We start from the raw sequence: 25,132 nt of genomic DNA, 5'->3' as shown, positions 1-25,132 counted from the left end.
GAACCTCATTCTGACCCGTATTTTTTGTTATTTCACGTTAATTAATTGATTGCTCAAAAAGATTCTAATATTCATGTTCTCAAATGATTTAAGTCCGTAAGCTACACGTTTGACTGTCTTTATGTGGGGATTCTTTGCTTCTATTTTTCCATTAGAGTAAGGGTAAATCAGTGCATTGGTAATTCCTTCTTCATAAGAAAGAAGGTTTTGAAGTTTCGCTCGAAAGCGATCATCCAGCGCTTCTGGAAGTTTTTTTAATAAGGAGAAGAATAAGATAGAATCTTTGAGATGAAACATCTTCTTCTTCCTAGGTCAATTAATAGTTGAAAAAATAATAAATAAAATCAAAAGTATAATTTCAATCAGTGGTTCAATCCAAATTTTTTCTGAATTTATAAATACATTCTTTTTATTTTTAACTAGTCCACCACCATATTCTTTTGGAAGTATTAGTTCCAAGAGAAAACCAAATAATAATGGTATTAAAAATACATACTTAGATCCTTTTATTAGTAAGTAGACAGAAGAAAAACTAAGTAAGAACTGTATTACTTTGACTATTCTAATAGAACGAATCGTTTTTAATTTCAATATACTGTCACCTTTCGTTTATACAAGAATCATAACTTTATCTTTCCTATAAAGTTAATACGCCAGTGTATTGATAATATGCACCAATATGCGTGCCGTTTTTATACTTACCCGTCCACTTCACATAGCCTTGGTATTTTTTTCCGTCTTTATATTTAACTTGCCAAATTTTTGTCAAGCTTGGAATCCAACGACTTGATCCATATGGTTTGTTTTGCATATAAACATACTCAGAAAAATTAAGCGTGCTAGCGCTACTATGTATCATTAATCCTGACATGTCATACTGTATATTATTAGTGGGTTCGGCTATAACTTCTTCAGTACCAGCCATAGTGTTTTCACTGGTAAAAGCAACTTCACCTATAATAATCATTGAACACGTCATTACCATGTATGTAGTTAAAATTAAGCCTTTTAGTATCACTTTTTTCATTATTCTTTACCTCCTTAAATTAATTTGACACCATACTTCCTATTTCAATTTATCACGTTACCTTTAAATGCTGCCGATATTTTCACAAAGTATCGTTTTAAACTCATAACTGCTAATAATTTTTAATTTTTGGTTGTAACTTTATGTAAAAATCATCAAATCCATAAAACGCCTCAACATTATTTTAATTCTTTGTCAATAAGAACCGATAAGTGGTATAAAATCAAATACGGATCAGAATGAACCTCATTCTGACCCGTATTTTTTGTTATTTCACGTTAATTAATTGATTGCTCAAAAAGATTCTAATATTCATGTTCTCAAATGATTTAAGTCCGTAAGCTACACGTTTGACTGTCTTTATGTGGGGATTCTTCTGGAAGCTTTCGTAAGCAACCTCGATACATCATCAGTCCCATAAATTATAGAGCCGATTTTCCTCTAACAATGAGTGCTGAACTCATTTGAAAGGATCTCAAGATGTCTTTTCAACTGTTTGAAGTAGGTAACAATCAACAGCCAAAAAACTAATTTTTGTGTTTTTGTTTAGTTCTCGTACATCCCCTTAAAAGGTCGATTCAGCCCCAGTAATATTGACCCAAATTATTGTTCTGGCAACATGTGAGAGGGCTGTGTCTTTAAATACCGTTCTTTTTGAGTGCGCGTGAGTTTTTTAAAGGCTGCTTCGGCTTTTGTTGCGTCACTCCTAGTTGCAAACACCTCAGCATGGATCATTTTGACGGGTCGCCTTTTTTGTAATCGGGTATATTTAGCTCCTGTCCCATGATTGTGTTCTGCTAATCTTCTTGAAAGATCCGTCGTATAGCCACCGTAAAACGTGCCATCTTTACAAGCTAAGACATAAAAATAATGCTCACTGGCCATAAAGAATTTCTCGGATTTCATTTGTATAGCTACCATCAGGCATGTATGTGATCAACGGTGAAGCAACTTTAAAGCCATCTAATTTGCCTTCTTTGATTCCTTCGATCAACAAAATATTTGCCTCTTTCCCCATTTTTGGATAAACGAATTGAATTTTTTTAGGGGCGATACGGTGCTTTTCTAGTAACTGAATAATTTCTAAAAAGCGGTCTGGGCGATGGACCATTGCAAAGCGTCCATTGGTTTTTAATAATTTACTAGAAATTTTGATCACATCTTCAAGAGTAGTATGGATTTCATGTCGAGCAATCGCTAAATGCTCATTCGGATTTTTTTTATTGGTTGGTAATCCCTTAAAATAAGGGGGATTACAGACGACTAAATCACATGAATTATGACGAACAACGGATAAACTTTCTTTTAAATCAAGCGTATGGATGGTCATTTGGTGTGTTAGCTCGTTTAATTGGATACTACGTCTTGCCATATCCGCTAAACGTGGTTGAATTTCGATTCCATCAATCAACGCATTCGTTCGTTTGCTCAAAAAAAGACCGACTGCACCATTTCCTGCACAGAGGTCAACGATTTGTCCTTTTTTCGGTACACGTGCAAAATGAGCAAGTAAAACAGCATCTAGTGAAAAAGAAAAAACGTGAGGACTTTGAATGATTTTAATATCATTTGCATATAATTGATCGATCCGTTCATCTTCGTGAAGCATGGGTTCCCTCCAAAATGAAAAAACTAAGTGATTGTATTATACTATTTTTATAAAAAAGAACCAAGGTACCTTGTAAAGTTTCCTAAATTTAGGCATACTATGACCATACACCTAGAAAGGAAGAGACTATGTTCTATCGATTTATGAGAGGGCTAGTCCGAGTGATCTTAGCAGTGATCAACGGCAATGCCCGATATGAAAATAAAGAAGTTTTACCACAAGATGAGAATTATATTTTGGTAGCGCCACATCGAACTTGGTGGGATCCTTTATATCTTGCTGTAGCAGCTTCGCCTAAAGAATTTAGCTTTATGGCAAAAGAAGAATTATTCAAAAATCCAGTATTACGCTTTATTTTGACACATGCCCATGCGTTTCCAGTAAAAAGAGAAAATCCAGGACCTAGTGTCATCAAAACGCCAGTTAAAATTTTAAAATCTACTCATTTAGGTTTGATTATGTTCCCAAGTGGAACAAGACATGCAACGGAATTAAAAGGCGGAATGGCATTGATTTCTAAAATGTCAAAAGCAAAAATCGTTCCTGCTGTCTACCAAGGACCATTGACTTTGGGTGACTTATTCAAGCGCAAACGGGTGGTTGTGCGTTTTGGTGAACCGATCGATTTGTCTGATATCAAAAAAACAGACAAAGAAGGAATGGCAGAAATCGAACGTAGAACACAAGAGGCTTTCGATCAATTAGACAAAGAAGTCAATCCTGACTTTAAATATGAAATCAAAAATAAAAAGTAAATGATTCTTTTTCAATAAACATCAAAGCGCAAGGTAATGATAAAAGTTGTGATTCTTTCTAAGCATGGGACTATCTATGTTTATACGGAATCAGCAACTTTTTTTCATTGCCTATTTGTTTTAGTCCGTAATGATCCTAGGTATCATGTAATGAGGGGAAGTGTTATAATAATTAGAAGGACATTTTTTGAGGTGATGAGATGCGTTTTTTACATACAGCTGATTGGCATATTGGAAAAAAACTACAAGGATACGATCGAATCAAGGAACAAGAGCATGTTTTAACCCAGATCTTAGCAATTGCAAAAGAAGAAAATGTTGATGCAATCGTGATTGCGGGAGATCTTTATGATCGAAGTGTTCCGTCAGTGGATGCCATTGAAGTGTTCAATCAATTGATGGTCGAATGGAATCTACGGGAAGGATTTCCGATTTTTGCGATATCCGGAAATCATGATAGCGGTATTCGTCTTTCGACAGGAACACCTTGGTTCAGTCAGTCCGATTATTATTTACAAACTAGATTGCCAGAAGCCTTTCAACCAATCATATTCAAGGATACGCAATTTTTCCTTTTGCCTTATTTTGAACCAATCTCAGCGAGGATATATTTTGAAGATGAGCAAATACGCACCATTCAACAAGCAATGGAAAAAGTCATTGAGAAAATGAAAACGCAGTTTGACTCAACAAAAAAACAAGTGTTAGTGAGTCACTTTTTTGTGACCGGGAGTATGAAATCAGATTCAGAAACCAAAATTGAAGTAGGCGGATTAGATGCTGTTCCAGGAGATTTACTTGAACCATTTGATTATGTCGCATTAGGACACCTCCACAATCACGCAGCATTGAATCAAAAAAATGCCCGTTACAGTGGGTCGCCTTTAAAATTTTCATTGTCAGAAATCAATCAAAAAAAAGGTGTCTGGATCGTAGATTTAGAAGAGAACGTCTCTTTGAATTTTCGAGAACTGACCCCGTTATATGATATTGAAGAAATAACAGCAAGTTTTAAAGAGCTGTTGAATCCAGATTTTTATCAGACGATCAATCGTGAAAATTATCTCCAAATTTATTTGGAAGATCGAACAATTATCCCTAACATGATGAATCAATTAAGAAAAATCTATCCACGGATACTTGGTGTGGAACGTTCAAACGGTCGAGTAGAACTGAAACAGGGAAAACAAAAAAAGATGATGACAAAGGATCCACATAAGATCGCACAAGGCTTTTTCAAAGAAATGACCAAGGAACAGTTGACGAACAAGCAGGAAATCTGGTTAAAAGAAACGCTACAAGAACTCACGGACAGGAATGATCAGTAATGAAACCCAAGAAATTACGACTAAAAAATTTTGGTCCTTTTATTGACGAGACAATTGATTTTGCGAAATTGACCGAAGCACCACTATTTTTGATTACTGGAAAAACAGGTGCAGGAAAAACGACTCTTTTTGATGGAATGACTTATGCATTGTTTGGTGAAACTTCTGGCAGAATCAGGACTGGTAAAGAAATGCGGTCTCTTTTTGCTACGCCTGAAGAAGAAACGTGTGTCTTTTTTTCATTTGAGCATCAGCGGCTGAATTATGAGATTGAACGTAAGCCAGAACAACTCTTGGCCAAACGTAAAGGTGAAGGCAATCGAAAGCAAGTAGCAAAAGTTTCTTTGACGATCTTTGATGAAGCGGGCAAAGAAATGCGCCAATACACGAAACGTAGTGAAGTGGATCAATTAATCAAAGAATTAATGAATCTGGATGCGAAACAGTTTTCTCAGATCGTTTTACTACCTCAAGGAGAATTTCGTAATTTTTTAATTTCATCAAGTAGTGAGAAAGAAATTGTCTTACGTAATTTGTTTGGCACGCAATTTTTCCAACAACTTAATGAACAATTGAAAGAAAAAGCCAAAGAACATCAAAAAAAATTAGATCATCTTGAGCAAGAATTGAGTTTGCTGCAAAAACGGTTTATCCCTTTGGACACAGGAACGGTTCCTGAAACCTTAAGTTTTGATGCGTTATTCACTTATTGGCAGGCAGAGCAAACAACATTACAAGAAAGACTTCTCCAAGAAAAAAATAAACTGGTTCATTTACAAGAACAACAAAAGCAATTAGAAGATACCTATTATCATTCGCAAACATTGCAAACACGTCAGGAAGAAAAGCGAAAATTAGAGCAAAAATATGCAAAATTGATCCAGCAAGAAAGTGAAATCAATGAAATAAAACAATGGATCACTCATTATGAATTTGCTGAACGACTGGTCGATACGTTGACACGAAGTCAAGAATACCAGAAAGAACAAGCAGAACTGATTGATAAAGAACAGACTTGTTCTGAAACATTCGTGCAACAAGAACAAGCGTATGCACAGTGGCGTAAAGATGAACCTGAACGAAAAAATGCCCAACAAGAAATGGAACATGCAGCGAATCGATTACAAGTCATGAAGTCATTGATCCCAATTGCGGAAGAATGGCAAAAAAAGCAAAATGAAAGTGAAGAGTTACAAAAGGCTAAGAAAAAAGCAGAAGAAAAAGAACAAAAAATTCTTCAAGAACAAGTCCAGTTAAAAGAAGAAGAACAAAGACTAGCAGAACTGCTGCTTGACCAAGATCGCTTGCACAGTGATCAATTGTGTTACGAACAACTTCGGCATGAGCAAGAAAAGTACCAAACTATCCTTACAGAAAATCACCAGAATACAGAACAGTTAAAGATGAATCAAACCAAGTTGTCCGAACTGATTACAAAACTCCAAGCTCAACAAGTAATGTTAAGCAAACAAAATAATCAAGTTGATCTTTTAAAGAGTCAATGGGCAAGCCAACAAATTGCGAAGTTGCAATTGCTATTATTACCGGGGCAACCTTGTCCAGTTTGTGGGTCAACGGAGCATCCTAAACAACAAAATGAGCATGTATTGCCTAATCAAGAAGAATTTGTCCAACTGGAAGCAAATTTAGCCGAGGCAGAAACAAACCTTGAACAAATCAATCAAGAAATAGGGCGTAGTGAAGCAGAAAAAGCACAAATAGAACAAAAAATAGCTGACTTGGAAAACTTCGGAACAGAAAAACAAGTAGAGATCCAAAAAAGCAAAGAACGATTACAACATTTGATCCAGCAATCGTTTAAATTTGCCATAGCAGATGATCCTCTTGTATCCTTAGAAAAAATCCAGCATGATTTGGATTCGCGTGCAGAGGCCATCACACAGGCAAAAATCGCTACTCAAACACTAACTGAACGTTTAAGTCTTATCGAAGATCAGCGAAAGAAGATCACCGAACAAATCAGCCAAAACAAAGAAGAGCTCCAACAAGTACAAGGGGAGCTTGTTACCTTGACGAAACAGTTAGAAGGACAAAATACTCAGACTTTGATTGAGGATGTCAACCAATTAGAAGAAAATGTTGCGATGAAAGCCCAATGGTTAGCAGAAGAAAAAACAAAAGAACTTCATTTTTCTCAAGAAATCAGTTTGTTAAAAGCGCAAATGGCTAATATTCATGAACAACAGGTAAAAATTGAAAATAAAATTCAGCGTATCCAAGAGCAAATTTCAGCAAAAATAAAAGAGCAAGCTTACTTTAAAGAAGCAGATGAGGTATTGGCATTTGCTAAACAAACAGTTGAATACCAAGAGAAGAGTCAACTGGTCAACGCATATGAGAAAGAACGATTAATCGTTGAAGACCGCTTAAGCCAGTTGAACCATGTTGCTTTAGCTGAAACACTTCCTGATTTAGAACAATTGGAGCAACAACTAGATGAGCTAAAAGCTGCGGTTCAAACACAACAGGAACATTGTTATCACTTGCAAGAGCAAGAACAGCAGAATCAGCAAATCATCGAAGAATTTTCTTCGATTTATCAAGCGAGTCAAGAACAATTAGATGAATTGATCCAACTACAACAATTATCGCAAACGATGAATGGGGAAAACCCCAGAAAAACCAGCTTGGAAAGATACGTACTACAAGTGTATTTACAAGAAGTACTACAAGTGGCAAATGTGCGATTGCAACGTCTGACGAAAAATCGTTACCAATTTGAGCTTGCAGATGAAGTGGGAAGTTACCGTGGGAAAACAGGGTTGGAGATCAATATCTATGATGATGAAGCAGGTCTGACACGTGGGGCTCATACGCTATCTGGTGGCGAAAGTTTTATTGCAGCTTTATCCTTAGCGTTGGCTTTAGCTGAAGTGATCCAGACACAAGCCGGTGGTGTGTTGATCGAAGCGTTATTCATTGATGAAGGATTTGGATCGTTAGATGAAGAAGCACTTGAAATGGCGATTGAAGCATTAGAAACAATTGAAAGTGAAGGTCGTATGATCGGGATCATCAGCCATGTGAGAGAATTAAAAGAACGAGTAGTACAACAAATCAGAATCGAAACAGAAGGTAGCGGACAAAGTAAAGTACGCTATCATCTTGGATAAGAGGGGGATTAACTGATGAAATGGAGCATTCCAGAAAAAGTCATTGCAAGAGGACGTCAATATCTGCAAGAAGGACGGGTATTATCGGTTGTCCCTGACCAAGAAGAAAAAGTTTGGCATGCGGAAGTCTTAGGCAGTGAATTGTATATGGTCGATTTAGATGGGACAGCCAAAGAAGTCGATTTCTGCCAATGCCCTTATTGGGAAGAACATCATTATTGTAAGCATACAGTGGCAGTGGAACTATACTTGCGTTCTAAGAATCTTTCACGAATAATCAAGGCAGATCAACCAGCGTTAGAACCCGTCAAAAAAAGTAGCGAAGGTGAAATTTTAACGAAAGGTTTTTCAAGATTAACTGTCAAAAACCATTCACCACGGATGCAACCATTGATTGTGGAATATCAAGTAGAAACGATTGAGACCAATCATTATCATCCGGAATTAGCTATTTTAGCCGTTTATTTGCGGATTGGCTATTTAGATCAGCCAAAGAAAACGTATATCGTTAAAAACATTTTTGATTTTTTACATTCCTATATGGAAAATGAACGTTACACTGTGAATAAACAATACCAGTTCCATCTAGATCAACGAGCTTTTCAAGGAGAAGATCAAGTAATCTTAAAAACGTTAGCTGAGTGTGCCCAAACGCAACTTCTTTTAGGTGCAAACGGCCTACAAGTTAAAGGGAAATTAGATAAACGCTATTTGTTATTACCGATCGAACAAGCAAAAACATTGTTAGAACAAATGAACCAAACGACGAAACTCCAAATGAAGATCGGAGAAGTGAATTATCAAGGAGTCCGATTTTCGAATAATGAGCCTTCCTTAGAATTTGAAGTAACAAAAAAAGAAGAGGCTTATCAATTAAGTGCACTGAATGATTTTGAATTATTCTTTACTCATTATCAATGGGGAATGATCCAAGGAACATTTTATTCATTAACAAAACGTCAACAAGCAGTCTATTTAACTTGGAAACAGCTTATGAGAAGATTTGAGAAACTCGAAGTATTGTTTCTTAAGCAAGAACTATCCTCATTATTCAAAGAAATCATTCCATTGCTATCTGAAATTGGTCAAGTCAGCATAGCGGATGAAGTAAAAGCAGAAGTTGCTGATGTGCCAGTGGAATTTATTTTCTTCTTTAGAAAATCGAAAGGCAAGATCCAGGCTCGTGTTGATTTTGTGTATGATGAAGTCGTTTTTTCAACAGATAAAAAACATGAAGTTATTGCTGAAAATGCTTCTGAAGTATTAAGAGACAAAGCCCAAGAACAACGCGTATTAGACTTGTTCAAAATGTATCGCTACCATCGTAATGATACAGGCTATGAACGGTTATTGCCGACAGGAGAAGAATTGTATACTTTTTTCCGTACGGAGTTAGCCGTTTTCCGTCAGTTTGGTGAGGTTCGCCTTGGGAAAAAACTTCGGGAATTGTATTTAGATGCACATCGACATCAACCGAAGATCGAAGTGGAAGAAACCAGTTCATGGTTAGATATTCGTTTTGATGTGACTGGGATTGAGGAACAAGAAATCAATCAGGTCTTACAAAGTTTGTTGCGAAATGATGCTTTCTATACGTTAGAAAATGGGCAAGTACTGTCCTTTGATTCCGAAGAGTTTCAGCAAACAAGTCAAATCTTGCAACAATTCCGTGAATCGATCCGTTCAGAATCTGGAACGATCCATGTGCCTAAAAACCAAGGATTGATCATTCAAGATAAGTTAGCAGGAAGTTCAGCAACTTTTGGTGACTCCTATCAAAAAATGATCCAAGATCTAATACAACCTGAACAATATCAAGTATCCTTGCCAGCAGGTCTACAAGCTGAATTGCGTGATTACCAAAAACAAGGATTTCGATGGTTGAAAATGCTGGGAAATTACCAGTTTGGCGGAATTTTAGCAGATGAAATGGGTCTAGGAAAAACCCTTCAGACAATTGCCTATTTGCTTTCAGAAAAAGAAGAAAAAGGCGAACTCTCTGCTTTGATCGTCGCTCCTGCTAGTTTGATCTATAACTGGCAAGCAGAAGTGAAAAAATTTGCTCCTTCTTTGAGCATCCAAGTAATCAACGGGAATAAAAAGGAACGAGAAGAACTATTAGCTCGTAAGGCAGATATCAGAGTCACTTCTTATGCTAGTTTAAGACAAGATTTAGCAGATTATCAAAAACATGCGATTAATTATTTGATCCTTGATGAGGCTCAGATGGTTAAAAATAGTAGTACCAAAACAGCTCAAGCGCTACGAGAATTAAGTGTACCGCAACGTTTTGCCTTAAGTGGGACGCCAATTGAGAATAATCTGGAAGAACTATGGTCGCTCTTTGCGACGATTATGCCGGGATTTTTCCCGAATAAGACCCGCTTTAGAGAGCTGGCACCTGAAGAAATTGCCCGAATGATTCGTCCGTTTGTGTTACGAAGGGATAAGCAAACCGTGTTAAGCGATCTACCAGAAAAAACCGAGATGAATCTTTATTCTGCATTGACAGAAGAGCAAAAAACCGTGTACTTGGCTTATTTACGTCAGATGCGAGAAGAGATTTCTACTATGGACTCAGAAGCTTTTAAAAAGAATCGCATCGGTATTCTAGCTGGTTTGACACGATTACGCCAAATTTGCTGTGATCCAAGATTATTCTTGGAGGATTATGAAGGTGGCTCAGGAAAGCTAGAACAAGTCAAAGATCTACTGGTCGCAGCCAAAGAAAACAATCGGCGGGTTCTGTTGTTTTCTCAATTTACAGGTATGTTGACCATCTTACAAGAAGAACTAGCAGAATTAGGAATTTCTACTTTTTACTTAAGAGGAAGCACCAAACCGCAAGATCGTTTAACGATGGTAGATGCATTCAATGAAGGAGAACGAGATGTCTTTTTGATTTCATTGAAAGCTGGCGGAACCGGACTCAACTTAACGGGAGCAGACACGGTAATTCTGTATGATTTATGGTGGAACCCAGCCATTGAAGAACAAGCGGCAGGACGTGCGCACCGTATCGGACAAAAAAATGTGGTCGAAGTTTGGCGCATGATTGCAGAAGGAACGATTGAAGAGCGGATGGATTCGTTACAACAAGAAAAAAGAGAGTTATTCCAAAAAGTCATCCAAGGAAATGAAGACCAATTAACCAAATTAACGGAAGATGATATTCGGATGATTCTGAGTGTCGGAGACCTGGAAGACTAAAAATTTTGAAACAAAAAATAATTAAATCTTAAGACTCAATAATAAAAAACTCTCGAAACAAGATTATGTTTCGAGAGTTTTTTAGTTATTTGTTTTGCTAGGAGCTGTGCATGGATGCTTTAGCTGAAAATTACTTTCATCGTTTCTAATAATTGATCAAATGAGGTGATTTCGATATCACAGTTCAATGGACCATCAACTTTTCGTTCACGATGGTTAAACCAAAGCGCTTGCCAACCAGCTCTTTTAGCACCTAATACGTCATTGTCGTAGTTATCGCCTACATATAGAGTTTCTTCTGCAGTTAGATTGAAACGTTCTTCAGCAAGTTGAAAAATCTCTTTTTCTGGTTTCTGAAATCCTGTTGCTTGCGAAACGATCATATGCTGTGAAGGAATCCAGTTTGCTAATTGAAGTTGATTCAATTTTTTGGTTTGATGATCGGTGGGACCATTGGTAATGATTCCGAGAGGGATATTCATTTCAGTCAAGAAGTCCAATGTTTTCTTTACTTCCTCATGAAGACAGATATTATCTAATTCTTCTTCATAAACTTGTTGGAAATAAAGACCTTCTTCTTCAGTAATATGTGGATAATCTAAGTCTTTTAGTGATTGGCTGATTCGATGTGCACGCATATACTCCAAGGTCCATTTTCCTGCCATCACTTTAGGGAAATTTTCATCACTGTGATGACGGAACCGGAGATATAATGGTCCCATATCTATATCTGAAACAAGCGGTACTACTTTTTTTACCGCATTTCTAAATGGCTGTTGTTGATCGTACATCGTATCATCAACGTCAAAAACAACTGACTTAATCAAATTCTACACGCCTTTCGGTTTTCATCATTTTTTTCATAAATCCTCGACTATTGTATCAGAAAAATACCGGTTAAAACGTTGTTAAATAAAGGTTTTTATTACTATATTTCTCTTTTCTTGACAGAATAAGCTTTTTAAGTTTCAGTTTTTTTCACTAAAATAGTAAAATTGAATATCATTTGATTATCTGATGAATAAATTAATCCTCAATGAAACGAAATTCTGACTAATTTTAATAGAATAATCCTATTTTACTTGATAAAGAATGTTTTTTTTAATACAGAAAAACGAAAATGATTAAAATATAAAATAACACTTAATGATGGCGATAAGGCGTTTTGTAGTGATTTTCATTTTATAACCATTGTAATATAAAAGGGTGCTTAATTAGCGGACAAAATAAGGGTTAGGTTCAATTAAAAGGACTGTTGTAATAGCAAACAAAATAAAGCAGACAGAAATAAAAAACATAATTTTTTCAAAGAAACCGTTTTTTTGTAGGATGAGTAATAAAATAATAGTACAACTTTAAAGCCTGTTTCAATGGCAGGTTATATTTGAATTAAATTTGAAAACTCTCATTTTTTAATTGCTAACTAAACGTAAAGCGTTGGTTTTACGGAATATAAATCTTAGATAACTTTCATTTTTTTGATAAAATATTATGAAAAAAGCTAGCTATTTAAAAGTTGATTATGTATAATAGAAACAGATGGAAGATTATAATGATCTTCTGTTACAAAAAAGTGACATTAGTCATGAAAAGGAGTGGTGCACGTTGTTAACACTATATACTTCCCCAAGTTGTACTTCCTGTAGAAAGGCCCGTGCGTGGTTACAAGAACATCAAATTCCATTTGTTGAACGAAATATCTTTTCTGAACCATTAAATAGTTCAGAATTAAAGGCAATCTTACAAATGACTGAAGATGGCACAGAAGAAATTATTTCAACACGTTCAAAAGTTTTCCAAAAACTAAACATGGATCTTGATGATTTACCATTGCAAGAACTGTTAGAACTCGTTCAAAATAACCCTGGATTGTTGCGTCGTCCGATTATGATCGATGACAAACGCCTACAAGTTGGTTTCAATGAAGATGAAATCCGTCGTTTCTTACCACGTGATGTACGTCAATTGGAATTGCGTCAAGCACAATTAATGGCTGGATTATAGAAAATAAACGTTAACTTAGAAAAACTATTTTTGTAGTTTTTCTAAGTTTTTTTTTACCAGAATAGAAAGTACATATAACTAGATGTAACATGCAAAGGAATTTTACTCTTTGGGTGATAGCGAGATTTGAGAAGACCAAAATACTTGGTCTCAAAAATTTGATTTATTGTTAAGGATTACTTTTTGAATGCCGTTTATTCGTTCTCGCATTAGGAGTGGCTTTTTGTCCTAAGCTCTTTTTTACGTTTAGCTAAGTGAAAAAAATGATGTCAAGGTTAAATTAAAAACTTATTTTGATTTTAAATGGTAATTTTTTTTCTTTACATTTAAGCTTATTTCGCTACAATGAAGTTATATTGATAGTTGTGGCAAAGTGAGGTGTAGCCAGATGGAAATGGAACATATTAATGAAAATACGATCCGAGTAATGATCGGTCATGAAGATTTAGAAGAGCGAGGCGTCTCATTTTTAGACTTGCTTGGTAACCATAGAGAGATCGAAAATTTTTTCTACAGTATTTTAGAAGAAGTTGATATTGAAGATGAGTTCCGCAGTAGCGAAGCTGTTACATTTCAAGTGCTTCCTAAAGGAGACGGTTTAGAACTTTTTATTAGTAAAAACTTACCGAATGAAGAAATGCTCCAAGAAGACGAAGACTCTTTAGATTCTGATGATGTAACTGAATTTATCCAGCAACAAATCTTAAATAATGAAGAAGAAACGACTGAACGCATTTCCGATGAAACAGAACACCAAGCGATTTTTGCTTTTGAAGACTTTGAACAAATGATTCAACTAGCCAATGATGTCGAGTTGGAATCAGCCTGGACAGATTTGTATTTACTAGATGGTATCTACTATTTAGCCGTACATTTTTGGATGGAAGATTTAAACCAAACAGATGTCGCTAATGAAGTAGCTCGAATTTTAGAGTTTGCAGAAAGAAGCGATCGGACCATTGAAACATTGAACGAATATGCGCAATTACTTATGGAACGAAATGCTTTGGAACGTACAAAATTTTATTTTGCGTAAGCAGCAAATAATCAAAGAAACAATTTGAAGAATCTGATCAATGAAAATGATCAGGTTCTTTTTTTGACGTATTTTCTTTTAGAAGGGGGGCAGCTAATTTATGATGGTTGCAATTGATAAACATGGAAAAAGATATCTGGCTACAACATGTACGAAACGGCAAAGTCTTTTCTGCCCAGCTTGTAAGGAACCAGTGATATTAAAAACTGGGCAGCAAAAAACAGCACATTTTGCTCACAAAAATTTACAGGATTGTTTTGGTTTTAGTGAGAAAGAAACAACGGAGCATCTCCAACTCAAAAAATATTTTTTTGAGTGGTGTAGACAATTTGTTACTCATCCGCTTGTCTTAGAAGCCTATTTACCAGCCCTTCGACAAAGACCAGATATCCTTTGCGGGGATCTAGCCATAGAAATTCAGTGTTCAGTTCTCGCTTATGAACGGATGAAAGAACGAACAAAAGGATATCTAAGCAAAAACTATCGTGTTTGGTGGATCTTAGGCTCTGCTTTTTTCAAAAATGATCGTTTAAAAACGAGAGAAAAGTACTTTTGTATGTACAATGACACCATGGGCACTCATTTATGGAAAATCGATTGGCTGGAAAAAAGATTATATTTGTTTTATCATTTGGCAGAATTATTTTCTGGAACAGTAACCTATGAAACAATCAGCTGGCCTTTCTTTAGTAAATCTCCTGTAAGTCTATTAGAAAAACAGATGGAGAATCAAAATCGGCAAAAAGTTCTTACTAATGTTGGCTGTCAAAAATGGTTACAAAAAAAATTATACTATCGTCAGTCTAAATACGTTCATTTACAAAAACAATTCTATCTTAGAAAAAAACATTTACTTTATTTATCTCCATGGATGTACGCAGAAAGTCGATTTTTTTTTATTTTCAAGAAAAAGTCTTCTTTTATCGTCTTTTATTTGAAGAAATCATCAGTGAACAAGCAGGCAGAAACAAACAATGGAAGTATCTCAATTGGCTCCAAAAAATTGAACCAAATAAAACAACTTGGCTTTATCCAATGGTTGATAAGAAAAAGATTTTCCGATTACTTTACCAGGAGTGTGAGGAGATATTCTTGATGTCAAACAGAAATAAATTATGATACACTAATTAAGAGTAGCTGATTTTAGTAGGCTTATTCATTTTTCTATTTTCAATATGAATTAGAAAAAAAGAGTGAAAACAATAAAGGAGTGTATTAAATGAGTGAAACGACCCAATTACCAAAACGAGAAGAATTGCCTGAAGAACTAACTTGGGATCTCACCAAAATCTTTTCTAGCGATCAAGAATTTGATGAAAAATACCAAGAATTAACAGAAGAATTAAAAAATTCCGATCAATATAAAGGAACATTAGCAAAGGGTGCGACAGAATTTCTGAATGCGCTTGAATTTGTTTTAGATGTTTACCGAAAAGTGGAACTCATTTATGTCTATGCTCATTTAAAAAATGACCAAGATACAGCAAATACGACTTATCAAGCGTTATATGCGAGAGCAGGAAGTTTATTTTCTAAAGTAAGTGAAGCAGTCTCTTGGTATGAACCAGAAGTCCTTCAACTTTCGGATGAGCAGATTTGGCAGTATTTTGAGCAAGAGCCGAAGTTAGAACTGTATCGTCATTACGTAAAACAAATGGTGGATAATCGTGCGCATATATTATCTGCAGAACAAGAATCATTACTAGCTGGAGCAGGAGAAATTTTTGGCGCTTCCAGTGATACTTTTGCTGTTTTAAACAATGCCGATCTAGAGTTTCCTACGATCGTGGGAGAAGATGGGAAAAAAATCCAGCTTTCTCATGGTGTCTATGGTCAATTGATGGAAAGCACAGATCGTACAGTTAGAGAAGCTGCATTCAAAGGGCTTTATCGTGTCTATGATCAATTTAAAAATACGTTTGCTTCAACATTGAGTACCCATATCAAAGGGCACAATTACAAAGCAAAAATTCGCCATTATCATTCTGCTAGAGAAGCTTCTTTGAGCAACAATCATATTCCAGAAAGTGTTTATGATACATTGATTGAAGTAGTCAATAAAAATCTTCCGCTATTGCATCGCTATATGGAATTACGCAAACGTCTTTTAAATGTAGAAAAACTGCATATGTATGATCTATATACACCAGTATTAGGAGAAGCTCCTATCAAGTTCACTTACGAAGAAGCGAAACAGAAAGCTTTGGAAGCTTTGGCACCAATGGGGGAAGAATATCTGTCAGTGGTAGAAAAAGCTTTTGCTGACCGTTGGATCGATGTGGTCGAAAATAAAGGGAAACGAAGTGGCGCTTATTCTTCAGGAAGCTATGATACCAATCCTTATATTTTAATGAACTGGCATGATACGTTGGATCAATTATTTACGCTCGTACATGAAATGGGACATAGTGTGCATAGTTACTTTACTCGTTCAAACCAACCGTTTGTTTACGGTGATTATTCCATTTTCTTAGCAGAGATTGCTTCAACAACTAATGAAAATATTTTGACAGAATACTTGCTTGAAACTGAACAAGATCCACGTGTTCGTGCATATGTCTTGAATCATTATCTTGATGGATTCAAAGGAACGATTTTCAGACAAACACAATTTGCAGAATTTGAGCATTTCATGCATGAAGAAGATGCCAAAGGTGTACCTTTGACCAGTGAATATCTAAGCGACAGTTATGGGGAATTGAATGCCAAATATTATGGATCAGCGGTAGAAAAAGATCCGGAAATCAAATATGAATGGTCTCGTATCCCACATTTCTACTATAATTATTATGTTTATCAATATGCAACAGGCTTTTCAGCTGCCTCTGCTTTGGCGCAGAAAATTTGGGGTCAAGAGCCAGATGCTCTAGAAAAATACCTTACTTATTTGAAATCAGGAAATAGTGATTACCCAGTTGAAGTCATGAAAAAAGCAGGCGTCGACATGACAAAAGCTGATTATATCGAATCAGCTATGACTAAGTTTGAACAACGATTAAATGAATTAGAGGAACTAGTTGAAAAATTGTCATAAGTGTTCGAGACAAGAATGCGTTGATTATCAACAGATAGCTTCTGTTTCTTTTATCTGATCTAAATAGCTGAAACCCACAAAAGTCCTATGTGGATTTCTGTGGGTTTTAGTTATTTACCTCATAATTAAAATAAATAAGAGCATTTTATTTTTTTATAGTTGCTTGTTCATATTGACGTAAATTTTATTTTTTTTTATGCTATAGAAAATAATTTGTCTGATAGATGTTGGAGATGCCTATCAATACTTCTAAAAATACATAGATGGTATTCAAGTGTCAACTCTATGAAATAAGCCAAAATTTTTCTTATTGTCAGAGAAGTTGCACAATATTTTTGTACCATACACATTCAAAAAAGAAATGGAAGGATGAATATGTCTTTTTGGGGATTTGAACAAGAGTCAGATGAAGTAGTGTTAACTTATGTCAATTGTCATGTACGTTGTCTGCGAGAAGCTGCTCGCTTGGAAATGAAGAAAAGAAGAGCAAAGAACGCGAAGAATAAAAAACAGAGCTATAATAGGAAGAAGGTGAGCCAGAAATGATGGAAGTACAAATCACTAGAAAAAGTGAGTTAACAGAAGGTGGTTGTAATGCCTGTGGTATCGTAGATGCTGCGATTTATTCGCTGCAATTAGGAACGAAAACAGCAATCATCGCTGATTTGACTGTGAGTTCGTTAGTTGACAGTCTAGCACTACTAGAAGGATATGAAGGTGAGGACATCTATGAAATGTTAGGAGAAGTTCGCCAGTTGAGTAGAGCGGGCAAGACGATCAATGTTTCTGAAGAATTAGGAAATGTGACTTTTTGTACAGCTGATCAGCAACTGACCGTCAAAAATAGGATGGAGCGTCCAGCTTTATTTGAGCAAGTGAGTCAGATCCTTCAACAGTTTTTTGAATTAGGACCATACAAATTTAAAGAAATAGCCACTGTACCAAAACATGATCCTGAATGGCAAAAACGAATCGAAGATCAAACGGATCATGCGTATTTATTTCAATAATAGCAGATGTTTTATTGAAATGGATATGGTGAGAAAATTAGCTGCAAAAAGACCGACCGCCAAAAGTTGTTTAAATGAACTTTTGGTGGTCGGTCTTTGTTTTGACACTTCAGGTAGCATTTCATGATTATTTGTTTTTTTTTGAAAAGTGACGATCATAATTTTGCTTTATTCTTTTGAAACGTAACGTTGAACTACCTTACATTTCTTTCATTGGATTAAGCTGAAACACTTTCTTCCATAATCTTTGTAGTACCATTGCCGATGTGTGCCACATAAAATTCTGGGGCGTAGCCAACGACGTCTAAGTATTCATCATAGACCTTGTTTTTAAAGTTAGGGATATTTTCTTCTTTGACTAATGCGATCGCACAGCCACCGAAGCCAGCTCCTGTCATACGGGCGCCTAGGACACCTTCTTGTTTTTGAGCTGCATCGACTAATGTATCAAGCTCGATACCAGTTACTTCATAATCATGTCTCAACGAATCGTGTGAAGCATTTAATAATTGACCAAAAGCAGCCAAGTTTCCTTGTACCAGTTCAGCTTTAGCTTCTAATGTTCGTTGGTTTTCAGTAACTGCATGACGAGCACGACGAATCAATGTGTCATCACCAATCAAATCAATGTTTGCTTCAAATGTTTCTTCGTCTAAATCACCTAATGCTTGAATAGCTAATTTTTGTTGGAGACGTTTTAGTGCTTCTTCACATTCACTACGTCGTTCATTATATTTAGAATCAGCTAATTCACGACGTTTATTTGTATTCATGATTACTACTGCATAGCCATCTAATTTTACTGGAACCATTTCATATTTTAACGTATTTGTATCAAGTAGAATAGCTTTGTCTAATTCGCCAAAGCCAATCGCAAATTGGTCCATGATCCCCGAGTTGACACCGATAAATTCATTTTCTACTTTTTTACCAATTTGAACTAATTCAAGTCGATCAATGGATAAATGGAATAAGTCTTCTAAGGCAACACCGACTAACAATTCTAAGGAAGCGCTACTTGAAAGTCCTGCACCGTTCGGGATCGTCCCTTCAACTAAGAGTTCAAAACCATGTTCAATTGGGTAGCCTGCTTCGTTTAGTTTAACGATCATACCTTTGACATAGTTTGCCCATCCTGCTTGTTTGTCGTAATCAAGTTGGTCTAAAGTAAAGCTGATGACACCGTCGTCTTCAAAGTTTGTTGAGTAGACCAATACTTTATTATCCTCACGAGGTGCGGCAACTCCTTGTGTGCCATAAGTGATGGAGGCAGGGAAAACATGACCACCGTTATAGTCTGTATGTTCACCAATCAAGTTGATTCTGCCTGGAGAAAAATATTGTGTGGTTTTTTTAGGTCCAAAGATTTCTGCGAATTTTGTATTTAAACTGCGTTTGATTTCCATAGTTAGATACCCTCTCTTGTGTCGATTTTAAATTCTGTAGTTGTTTCAAATGGTGTGTGTGCTGCTAAATGAATATTTCCAAAAGCTGGATACTGTTCTGCTCCGGGAGCGATTTGAGTCTCAAACGTGATACCACCGTGGTTGGCTAGTTTCTTTCCATGCATTTCTGGGGTATCTTGCCCAAAGTTAGCAGTGAAGATCACAACACTAGGTGAATCGGTCATGATGCTTACTTTGATTTGTTCATCGGGACTTAATAAATAAGCCGATACATGATTCATACCTGGGTTATTTAAAAAGAAAGGATGATCGATCCCATCAACAAGTTGTTTTTGTTCAAATTGACTAGTAAAGACGGTGGTTAATTTTTGAGGTGTTTGAAAATCAAAAGGTGTTTGAGCAACACTCGCTTTTTCGCCAGTTGGTATACTATCAGGTCGTAATGGAGCGAAAGACTCACTGTCTAGCCAAAGTGTATGTTGATCAATTGATTCTTCTACATCGCCACTTAAATTGAAATACACGTGGTTGGTCGGATTGAAAAGGGTATCCTGGTCACTGATTGCTTGCGTTCTAACACGCCAAATGTTGTCTTCTGTCAAAGTATAACAAACTTCTACGGATAAATTTCCAGGAAAACCATGTTCTCCGTCGGGACTGGTAGTAGTAAATGTGACTGAGCTTTCTTTGTCTGTTTCACTTAGTTGATACGTCCATTTTTTCTGTTCAAATCCTGGTGTACCTCCATGAAGTGAATGCCCTGTCTGAGGATCGACACTCAATTGATAGGTTTGATCATTCAAAGAAAATTGTCCTTTTTCAATCCTACCTGCTGTTCGTCCGATCGTTGCTCCGATATAAGCATCTTTTGTCAAATATTCTTGTGCGGAGTCAAACCCTAAAATTAATTCCCGATCATTAGCAGTTAGCTGAACGATCCGTGCACCTAAGTCAGTGACGGCTAATTTAAGTCCGTGAGTATTGGATAATGTGATCAAATGGTACCCCTGACCAAAGTCTTTTTCTGTAATCGTCATAATATAATTCCTTTCTTAATGTTGTGGAATGATAAAGTCATCTTCTAATTCAGATGCGAGTTCTTCATGTGAAGCTAATTTATTTTCTAGTTCTTTGACGATTTGCGCATGTTTTTTCTCTGTCAAAGTGATCTTCCAAGCAAAAATGATGGCAGAAAAGAACATCAATGCTGCAGGAACATAAAATGCATACGCTTTAAAAGTCATGATTCCATGATTGATAATATCAGCAGCAGAAGCATTTCCAGTCATACCAGCTGCGATTGCGACAAACCCAACGATCCCATTAGATAAAGCACCTGCAATTTTATCGAGCAGTGGGCGAATCGATAAAGTCACAGCTTCGTTACGAATCCCATTTTTCCATTGTCCATATTCCACAGAATCAGTGATTGTCATCAAGGCAGATAAAAAGATCAACTGTTGTGGGAAGTAAAATAAAACAAGTCCAACGATCACGATCGGTAAGCTAGTGCCTGCGATAGAGAAGAAGAAGTAAGAACTGATCATCATCGCAATACCGCCGATATAGACATAGCGTCTAGAAATCAATCGTGTCAAAGCAGGGAATAAAGGCACAGCGACTAGTCCAAGTAAAGCTGCTACTAAACCGACAATCCAGAATTGAGTTGGTTGACCTAAGACATATTTGAAAAAGTAGAATAAAACGGCAGTTGTTGCTACATTGGCAATAGCATAAGCAATATAAGAAAGTGCTAACCACATTAATTGGTCATTTTGGGCAATTGCTTTGAAGACATCTTTGATACTTGCTTTTTCATTTTGTTGACGAATCGCCGTGTCGACTTCTTTTGTTCCTAAAGCTGTAATAATTGCAGTTCCTCCAGAGATCACAGCGGTAATCACACCGAACCAGAACCAACCTGAAGCGCCTTCAACATGATGAGCAGTAACTAAATAAGTGAAAAATGTGACGATTGGTACGACGACCAAAGTGGTCCCGTTTGCTCCTAAGGAAGAACCGAATCGAGCAAAAGTCGCGAATTTTTCTCTTTCTTTGGTTTCAGTACTTAAAGCTGGAATCATTGACCAAAAAGCAATATCTTTAAATGAATAAAAACTATCTAATAATACAAAAACAATGGTAAAAAGGATGATAAACAAAGTTGTATTGTGAGTAGCAAGGCCAAAGAAATTAGTAAAAAGAAAAATCAAAAGGAATGAACTAACTAAACCACCAATGACCAGCCATGGTTTAAATTTTCCATATTTTGTTCGAGTATTATCAATAATCCCGCCAATCAATGGATCGAAAACGATTTCAATTAAACGAATACCAACGACTAAACTGGTCACCGTAGCGATCATTCGAGCAGTAGTTGCTTTATCTGTACCTGCAAACATCTCGCTTGTTACAAAAACCATAAAATAAGTGCTGAGAGTAACATAAAAAGTATCATGACCGAATGCGCCTAAAGCATAAGAAACCCGTTGTATCATTTTGTTCTTCATAGTATCTAATCCCTTCTTTGTTAAATATACAATAAAAAGTTAACCGGTTACAATAAATAAATAAAGTTCTTTTTCTACTATTGACTTTATCAAGAAAACGCTTCCTGATGAATATATTTTTGTGACTAATATTTAACTTTTTGTTGCACGTTGTAGAACAAGAAGAGTAAAGTAAAAACAAAGGAGTGAGAGCGATGGAGCAAGCAATATTTTTAAAAAAAGAACGTCAAGAATTAGCTAAAGGGTGTTATTTTGACTTTTGTGGATTTTCAAAAACTTTGCCATATCATTCTTTCGGTCCAGCAATCAGACAAGATTATGTGTTACATGTCGTGATGGAAGGTAAAGGAACTTACCATGTGAAAGAACAGCAATATCAATTGCAAAAAGGGGATCTGTTTTTGATCCGGCCAGGGGATTCTACTTTTTATTTAGCAGATGGTGAAGAGCCTTGGGTCTACTGTTGGTTGTCTTTTGGTGGGCCATTAGCGAAAGAGATCATTGAACGTTCCTTATTCAAAGAAGATCAGTATACAATGGTTTCTGCAGGTATTTCGGCATATATAGATATTATTTTGGACTGTCTTCATTATTCACAAGACGGTTTAGCAGATGAATTAGAATTGACGGCTTTGACTTATCGCTTTTTATCCGTATTACTAAAAGATGGCGGGAAAATCGGTTTGGGAAATCAAAAGGTTTCTTCGCCACTAGCAATCGAGACAGTGAAGTATATTGAAGAACACTATCCAGAAAATTTAACAGTAGAGGAAATTGCTCGACAACTGTCAGTCAACCGGAGTCATCTATCAAGAGTCTTTAAAAATCAATTAGGAACGAGTATCAAAGAATATTTGATTGGCGTGCGAATCAACCGAGCAGCATTTTTATTATCGTTGACTGATGATTCAGTAGAGAGTATCGCTTATCAAGTTGGTTTTAATAGTTTAGTTGTATTTAGCCGAATGTTCAAAAAGACAACTGGAGAAACAGCAACAAATTATCGGAAACGGATGAAAAATGAAGCGTCCCAAAACCTTTCATTAGGTGCTTTGAAGAAAGAATTAGAAGAACAAGAGATTGTTTCCTGGTCTACCTAACCATAAGGCAGGAGACTAATGACATTTTGTGTTCTGTGCTAAACTAGGAAATAGCAAGAATGAAGAGGAGTCAAGAAATGAGAACTTTGATTATCGTTAGTCATCCTACGATTGAGACATCATTGAACCAACAATTTTTTAAAGAAGCAACTGAAAATTTAACGGTTACTTGGCATCATTTGGAAAAACATTACCCAGATTGGACGATTGATCGTGATACAGAACTTGAATTATTAAAAACACATGACCGGATCATCTTCCAATTCCCTTTGTATTGGTATAGTGCGCCAGCTCATTTAAAACTATGGGAGGACACTGTATTGGAACATGCTGACGAAATTCTTAGAGGCAAAGAATTAGGGGTTGTCGTGACAACTGGCGTTTCTGAAAAAGAATATCAAGCAGGCGGGAAAGAAGAATATACCATTTCTGAATTATTAAGACCGTATCAGCGGATTGCCCACAAGTTTGAAATGACTTTTTTACCTCCATTTGTGATGGCGCAATTCATGTATCAAACAGAAGAAAAGCGTTGGGAGCGTTTAGTGGTGTATCAACAATACCTGACATTAGTAGGCAAACCGACCTTGATCCAGCGAATAAACTGGTTTATTGAGCGACTAAGCAGCAATCATTCTTTACAACAACTAGATCAGACCAAGCAAGCATTCTTAATCGACTATTTAGAGAATGAAAAAGAAGAGATTGAAGACCTCACATTTATCTTACAAGAATTAAAGGAGCAATAAAATGGCGGAAGAATGGTTTGTACGACAATTGGAAGAATTAAGTACATCGGTAGATTATGAAACAAAAGCTTTGTTGCATGAAACAAAAAAACTTTTACTGGAAATTTCAGAACGAAAAGTCCAATTACAAGGAGAAATCGATGGAGAATCCTGGAATCATCAAAAATGGTGAGTTTTGTTTATAAATAACACAGTTTAAAATGTTCAGAATGATGATTATTTGCTACAATGGGATTAAAGTAGGATTGATAACGCTATTTTATATACTAATGGGTGGTGAAAGTAATGAACGAAGAAAACGAGCAAAGAGTCAATGTCCGAATGGCTCGTAGACAACAACAGAAAAAAGAAACGCAACGCCGATTGATCAAAATTGGTTCGGCTGTTGCCGTTTGTTTAGTCCTTATAGGTGCTGTTACAGCTCTTTATTTTCATGGAAAGAATAGTTCGAGTGCAGAAAGCTCGGTCGCAAAAACAAGCGAAACTACCACAAAAAAAGCTTCTTCCACAACGAAACCAAAAAATAAAGAAACTGCAAGTTCGACTCAAGAATCGAAAACAGGCACACTGACGGATCAGTTACAAACGATTATGACAGATTATACAAAGAAATTGGAAGAACAAACGCCTCGTTTGATCGAAGAATACCAAGCTGAGATTCAGAACAATCAAAACGGTGTGATGGGGTTGTCTGCGATTGCTAATCAAAAGGCTCGAGCGCTACAAGCTATTTCCGATGAAGGGATCAGCAAATTACAAGCTACGTATCAAGCAGCACCAACCAAAGAAGGCGTAGATCTTGCAAATTGGATCAACCAACTTTCAGCCGATTATACGGAACAAGTAGCTAAAATTTCTGATATCTATCTCCGAACAAGTGCTTCGGTACAAGCAGAAACGTCAAGCAGTCAAACAACTAGTGAAACGGAAACTAGTGTTTCTCAGACGACTGACTCAACGACACAATCTTCCAGTCAAGCTACCCAAGCTACCCAAGGAACCGAAGGACAGACAGCAAGCGCTACTTCAAATGAACAAGCTGCTACTACTGTCGTTCAACAAGGAGAAGGTCCCAACCAGATTGCGGAACGTACAGGGATACCAGTTGATAAGCTTTTATCATTGAATGGGATGACGATGGACAGCTATTTCTTCAGTCCTGGAGAAGTATTGAAATTGAATTAAGCCACTGACAAGATGCCTTGATCAGCAAAAATAAG

At 36.4% G+C, this 25,132-nt stretch carries 21 protein-coding genes and 1 pseudogene; 13 read left to right on the top strand and 9 right to left on the bottom strand.

All coding sequences use genetic code 11. The features are described 5' to 3' along the window. Positions 1-27: 27 nt before the first annotated feature. From IGL28_RS11400 to IGL28_RS11380, 5 genes and pseudogenes are all read right to left on the bottom strand, one after another. Positions 28-294: pseudogene (locus IGL28_RS11400) on the bottom strand (transposase); the annotation flags it as partial. A gap of 18 nt (positions 295-312) precedes the next feature. After that, the gene (locus IGL28_RS11395) at positions 313-591 is read right to left on the bottom strand and encodes a hypothetical protein (RefSeq protein WP_081128426.1); all 279 of its coding nucleotides are present in this window, start codon (positions 589-591) and stop codon (positions 313-315) included. Positions 592-637: 46 nt separating this feature from the next. Then, positions 638-1,027: a hypothetical protein gene (locus IGL28_RS11390; RefSeq protein ID WP_081128428.1), complete on the bottom strand. Its 390-nt coding sequence runs from the start codon at positions 1,025-1,027 to the stop codon at positions 638-640. Positions 1,028-1,630: 603 nt separating this feature from the next. Further along, on the bottom strand, positions 1,631-1,912 hold the full coding sequence (locus IGL28_RS11385; RefSeq protein ID WP_053766274.1) for a GIY-YIG nuclease family protein: 282 nt from the start codon (positions 1,910-1,912) through the stop codon (positions 1,631-1,633). Further along, positions 1,902-2,636, bottom strand: coding sequence for a tRNA1(Val) (adenine(37)-N6)-methyltransferase (locus tag IGL28_RS11380; protein ID WP_063627540.1), 735 nt, complete (start codon positions 2,634-2,636; stop codon positions 1,902-1,904). Before IGL28_RS11380 ends, IGL28_RS11385 begins: the two co-directional genes overlap by 11 nt. Positions 2,637-2,764: 128 nt before the next feature. Between IGL28_RS11380 and IGL28_RS11375 the strand changes: the two genes are divergently transcribed. The 4 genes from IGL28_RS11375 (at position 2,765) to IGL28_RS11360 (ending at position 11,063) form a co-directional block, all read left to right on the top strand. Further along, on the top strand, positions 2,765-3,391 hold the full coding sequence (locus IGL28_RS11375; RefSeq protein WP_053766275.1) for a lysophospholipid acyltransferase family protein: 627 nt from the start codon (positions 2,765-2,767) through the stop codon (positions 3,389-3,391). A 200-nt stretch (positions 3,392-3,591) separates the two neighbouring features. After that, complete coding sequence (locus IGL28_RS11370; RefSeq protein ID WP_081128430.1) at positions 3,592-4,719, top strand: exonuclease SbcCD subunit D; 1,128 nt, start codon at positions 3,592-3,594, stop codon at positions 4,717-4,719. Beyond that, positions 4,719-7,853 (top strand): AAA family ATPase, encoded by a 3,135-nt coding sequence (locus tag IGL28_RS11365; RefSeq protein ID WP_081128432.1) that lies wholly within the window; start codon positions 4,719-4,721, stop codon positions 7,851-7,853. Before IGL28_RS11370 ends, IGL28_RS11365 begins: the two co-directional genes overlap by 1 nt. Positions 7,854-7,868: 15 nt before the next feature. Continuing rightward, positions 7,869-11,063: a DEAD/DEAH box helicase gene (locus tag IGL28_RS11360; protein WP_438843960.1), complete on the top strand. Its 3,195-nt coding sequence runs from the start codon at positions 7,869-7,871 to the stop codon at positions 11,061-11,063. 119 nt (positions 11,064-11,182) lie between these two features. Here the strand turns inward: IGL28_RS11360 and IGL28_RS11355 are convergent, their stop codons facing one another. Then, positions 11,183-11,890 (bottom strand): HAD family hydrolase, encoded by a 708-nt coding sequence (locus IGL28_RS11355; protein ID WP_010720866.1) that lies wholly within the window; start codon positions 11,888-11,890, stop codon positions 11,183-11,185. 778 nt (positions 11,891-12,668) lie between these two features. Between IGL28_RS11355 and spxA the strand changes: the two genes are divergently transcribed. From spxA to IGL28_RS11330, 5 genes are all read left to right on the top strand, one after another. After that, positions 12,669-13,067, top strand: coding sequence for a transcriptional regulator SpxA (gene spxA, locus IGL28_RS11350; RefSeq protein WP_002296384.1), 399 nt, complete (start codon positions 12,669-12,671; stop codon positions 13,065-13,067). 388 nt (positions 13,068-13,455) lie between these two features. Continuing rightward, positions 13,456-14,103, top strand: coding sequence for an adaptor protein MecA (locus IGL28_RS11345; RefSeq protein WP_010720865.1), 648 nt, complete (start codon positions 13,456-13,458; stop codon positions 14,101-14,103). 100 nt (positions 14,104-14,203) lie between these two features. Next, complete coding sequence (locus tag IGL28_RS11340) at positions 14,204-15,199, top strand: competence protein CoiA (protein WP_081128436.1); 996 nt, start codon at positions 14,204-14,206, stop codon at positions 15,197-15,199. 123 nt (positions 15,200-15,322) lie between these two features. Next, complete coding sequence (gene pepF, locus IGL28_RS11335) at positions 15,323-17,137, top strand: oligoendopeptidase F (RefSeq protein ID WP_034699929.1); 1,815 nt, start codon at positions 15,323-15,325, stop codon at positions 17,135-17,137. A 542-nt stretch (positions 17,138-17,679) separates the two neighbouring features. Further along, entirely contained in the window at positions 17,680-18,147 is a 468-nt protein-coding gene (locus IGL28_RS11330) for a DUF4809 family protein (RefSeq protein ID WP_034867740.1), read from the top strand. 218 nt (positions 18,148-18,365) lie between these two features. Here IGL28_RS11330 and IGL28_RS11325 read toward each other — a convergent pair whose 3' ends face one another. From IGL28_RS11325 to IGL28_RS11315, 3 genes are read right to left on the bottom strand one after another with little or no spacing between them, the layout of a single operon-like run. Beyond that, on the bottom strand, positions 18,366-19,553 hold the full coding sequence (locus IGL28_RS11325) for a galactokinase (RefSeq protein ID WP_010720860.1): 1,188 nt from the start codon (positions 19,551-19,553) through the stop codon (positions 18,366-18,368). A gap of 2 nt (positions 19,554-19,555) precedes the next feature. Next, on the bottom strand, positions 19,556-20,590 hold the full coding sequence (locus IGL28_RS11320; RefSeq protein ID WP_081128438.1) for an aldose epimerase family protein: 1,035 nt from the start codon (positions 20,588-20,590) through the stop codon (positions 19,556-19,558). A gap of 15 nt (positions 20,591-20,605) precedes the next feature. Further along, positions 20,606-22,063: a glycoside-pentoside-hexuronide (GPH):cation symporter gene (locus tag IGL28_RS11315; RefSeq protein WP_438843959.1), complete on the bottom strand. Its 1,458-nt coding sequence runs from the start codon at positions 22,061-22,063 to the stop codon at positions 20,606-20,608. A 194-nt stretch (positions 22,064-22,257) separates the two neighbouring features. Between IGL28_RS11315 and IGL28_RS11310 the strand changes: the two genes are divergently transcribed. From IGL28_RS11310 to IGL28_RS11295, 4 genes are all read left to right on the top strand, one after another. Next, positions 22,258-23,163: an AraC family transcriptional regulator gene (locus IGL28_RS11310; protein ID WP_081128440.1), complete on the top strand. Its 906-nt coding sequence runs from the start codon at positions 22,258-22,260 to the stop codon at positions 23,161-23,163. A 77-nt stretch (positions 23,164-23,240) separates the two neighbouring features. Further along, complete coding sequence (locus IGL28_RS11305; protein WP_081128442.1) at positions 23,241-23,912, top strand: NAD(P)H-dependent oxidoreductase; 672 nt, start codon at positions 23,241-23,243, stop codon at positions 23,910-23,912. 1 nt (position 23,913) lies between these two features. Further along, positions 23,914-24,084, top strand: coding sequence for a hypothetical protein (locus IGL28_RS11300; RefSeq protein ID WP_164445097.1), 171 nt, complete (start codon positions 23,914-23,916; stop codon positions 24,082-24,084). A 113-nt stretch (positions 24,085-24,197) separates the two neighbouring features. Next, positions 24,198-25,097 (top strand): LysM peptidoglycan-binding domain-containing protein, encoded by a 900-nt coding sequence (locus IGL28_RS11295; RefSeq protein WP_081128444.1) that lies wholly within the window; start codon positions 24,198-24,200, stop codon positions 25,095-25,097. The last annotated feature ends 35 nt before the right edge of the window (positions 25,098-25,132 follow it).

The sequence above is a fragment of the Enterococcus sp. AZ077 genome, assembly GCF_051714965.1.
GTDB classification, from domain to species: domain Bacteria; phylum Bacillota; class Bacilli; order Lactobacillales; family Enterococcaceae; genus Enterococcus_B; species Enterococcus_B hirae.
The sequence above is the reverse complement of the archived record's forward strand: the minus strand, read 5'-3'. Positions and strand labels throughout refer to the sequence as shown.

Bases quoted from the DNA above. Each gene is read 5' to 3' on its own strand.
- IGL28_RS11390 (WP_081128428.1), bottom strand. From the start codon at position 1,027: ATGAAAAAAGTGATACTAAAAGGCTTAATTTTAACTACATACATGGTA.
- IGL28_RS11385 (WP_053766274.1), bottom strand. From the start codon at position 1,912: ATGGCCAGTGAGCATTATTTTTATGTCTTAGCTTGTAAAGATGGCACG.
- IGL28_RS11380 (WP_063627540.1), bottom strand. From the start codon at position 2,636: ATGCTTCACGAAGATGAACGGATCGATCAATTATATGCAAATGATATT.
- IGL28_RS11375 (WP_053766275.1), top strand. From the start codon at position 2,765: ATGTTCTATCGATTTATGAGAGGGCTAGTCCGAGTGATCTTAGCAGTG.
- IGL28_RS11370 (WP_081128430.1), top strand. From the start codon at position 3,592: ATGCGTTTTTTACATACAGCTGATTGGCATATTGGAAAAAAACTACAA.
- IGL28_RS11365 (WP_081128432.1), top strand. From the start codon at position 4,719: ATGAAACCCAAGAAATTACGACTAAAAAATTTTGGTCCTTTTATTGAC.
- IGL28_RS11360 (WP_438843960.1), top strand. From the start codon at position 7,869: ATGAAATGGAGCATTCCAGAAAAAGTCATTGCAAGAGGACGTCAATAT.
- IGL28_RS11345 (WP_010720865.1), top strand. From the start codon at position 13,456: ATGGAAATGGAACATATTAATGAAAATACGATCCGAGTAATGATCGGT.
- IGL28_RS11340 (WP_081128436.1), top strand. From the start codon at position 14,204: ATGATGGTTGCAATTGATAAACATGGAAAAAGATATCTGGCTACAACA.
- pepF (WP_034699929.1), top strand. From the start codon at position 15,323: ATGAGTGAAACGACCCAATTACCAAAACGAGAAGAATTGCCTGAAGAA.
- IGL28_RS11330 (WP_034867740.1), top strand. From the start codon at position 17,680: ATGATGGAAGTACAAATCACTAGAAAAAGTGAGTTAACAGAAGGTGGT.
- IGL28_RS11325 (WP_010720860.1), bottom strand. From the start codon at position 19,553: ATGGAAATCAAACGCAGTTTAAATACAAAATTCGCAGAAATCTTTGGA.
- IGL28_RS11320 (WP_081128438.1), bottom strand. From the start codon at position 20,590: ATGACGATTACAGAAAAAGACTTTGGTCAGGGGTACCATTTGATCACA.
- IGL28_RS11315 (WP_438843959.1), bottom strand. From the start codon at position 22,063: ATGAAGAACAAAATGATACAACGGGTTTCTTATGCTTTAGGCGCATTC.
- IGL28_RS11310 (WP_081128440.1), top strand. From the start codon at position 22,258: ATGGAGCAAGCAATATTTTTAAAAAAAGAACGTCAAGAATTAGCTAAA.
- IGL28_RS11305 (WP_081128442.1), top strand. From the start codon at position 23,241: ATGAGAACTTTGATTATCGTTAGTCATCCTACGATTGAGACATCATTG.
- IGL28_RS11300 (WP_164445097.1), top strand. From the start codon at position 23,914: ATGGCGGAAGAATGGTTTGTACGACAATTGGAAGAATTAAGTACATCG.
- IGL28_RS11295 (WP_081128444.1), top strand. From the start codon at position 24,198: ATGAACGAAGAAAACGAGCAAAGAGTCAATGTCCGAATGGCTCGTAGA.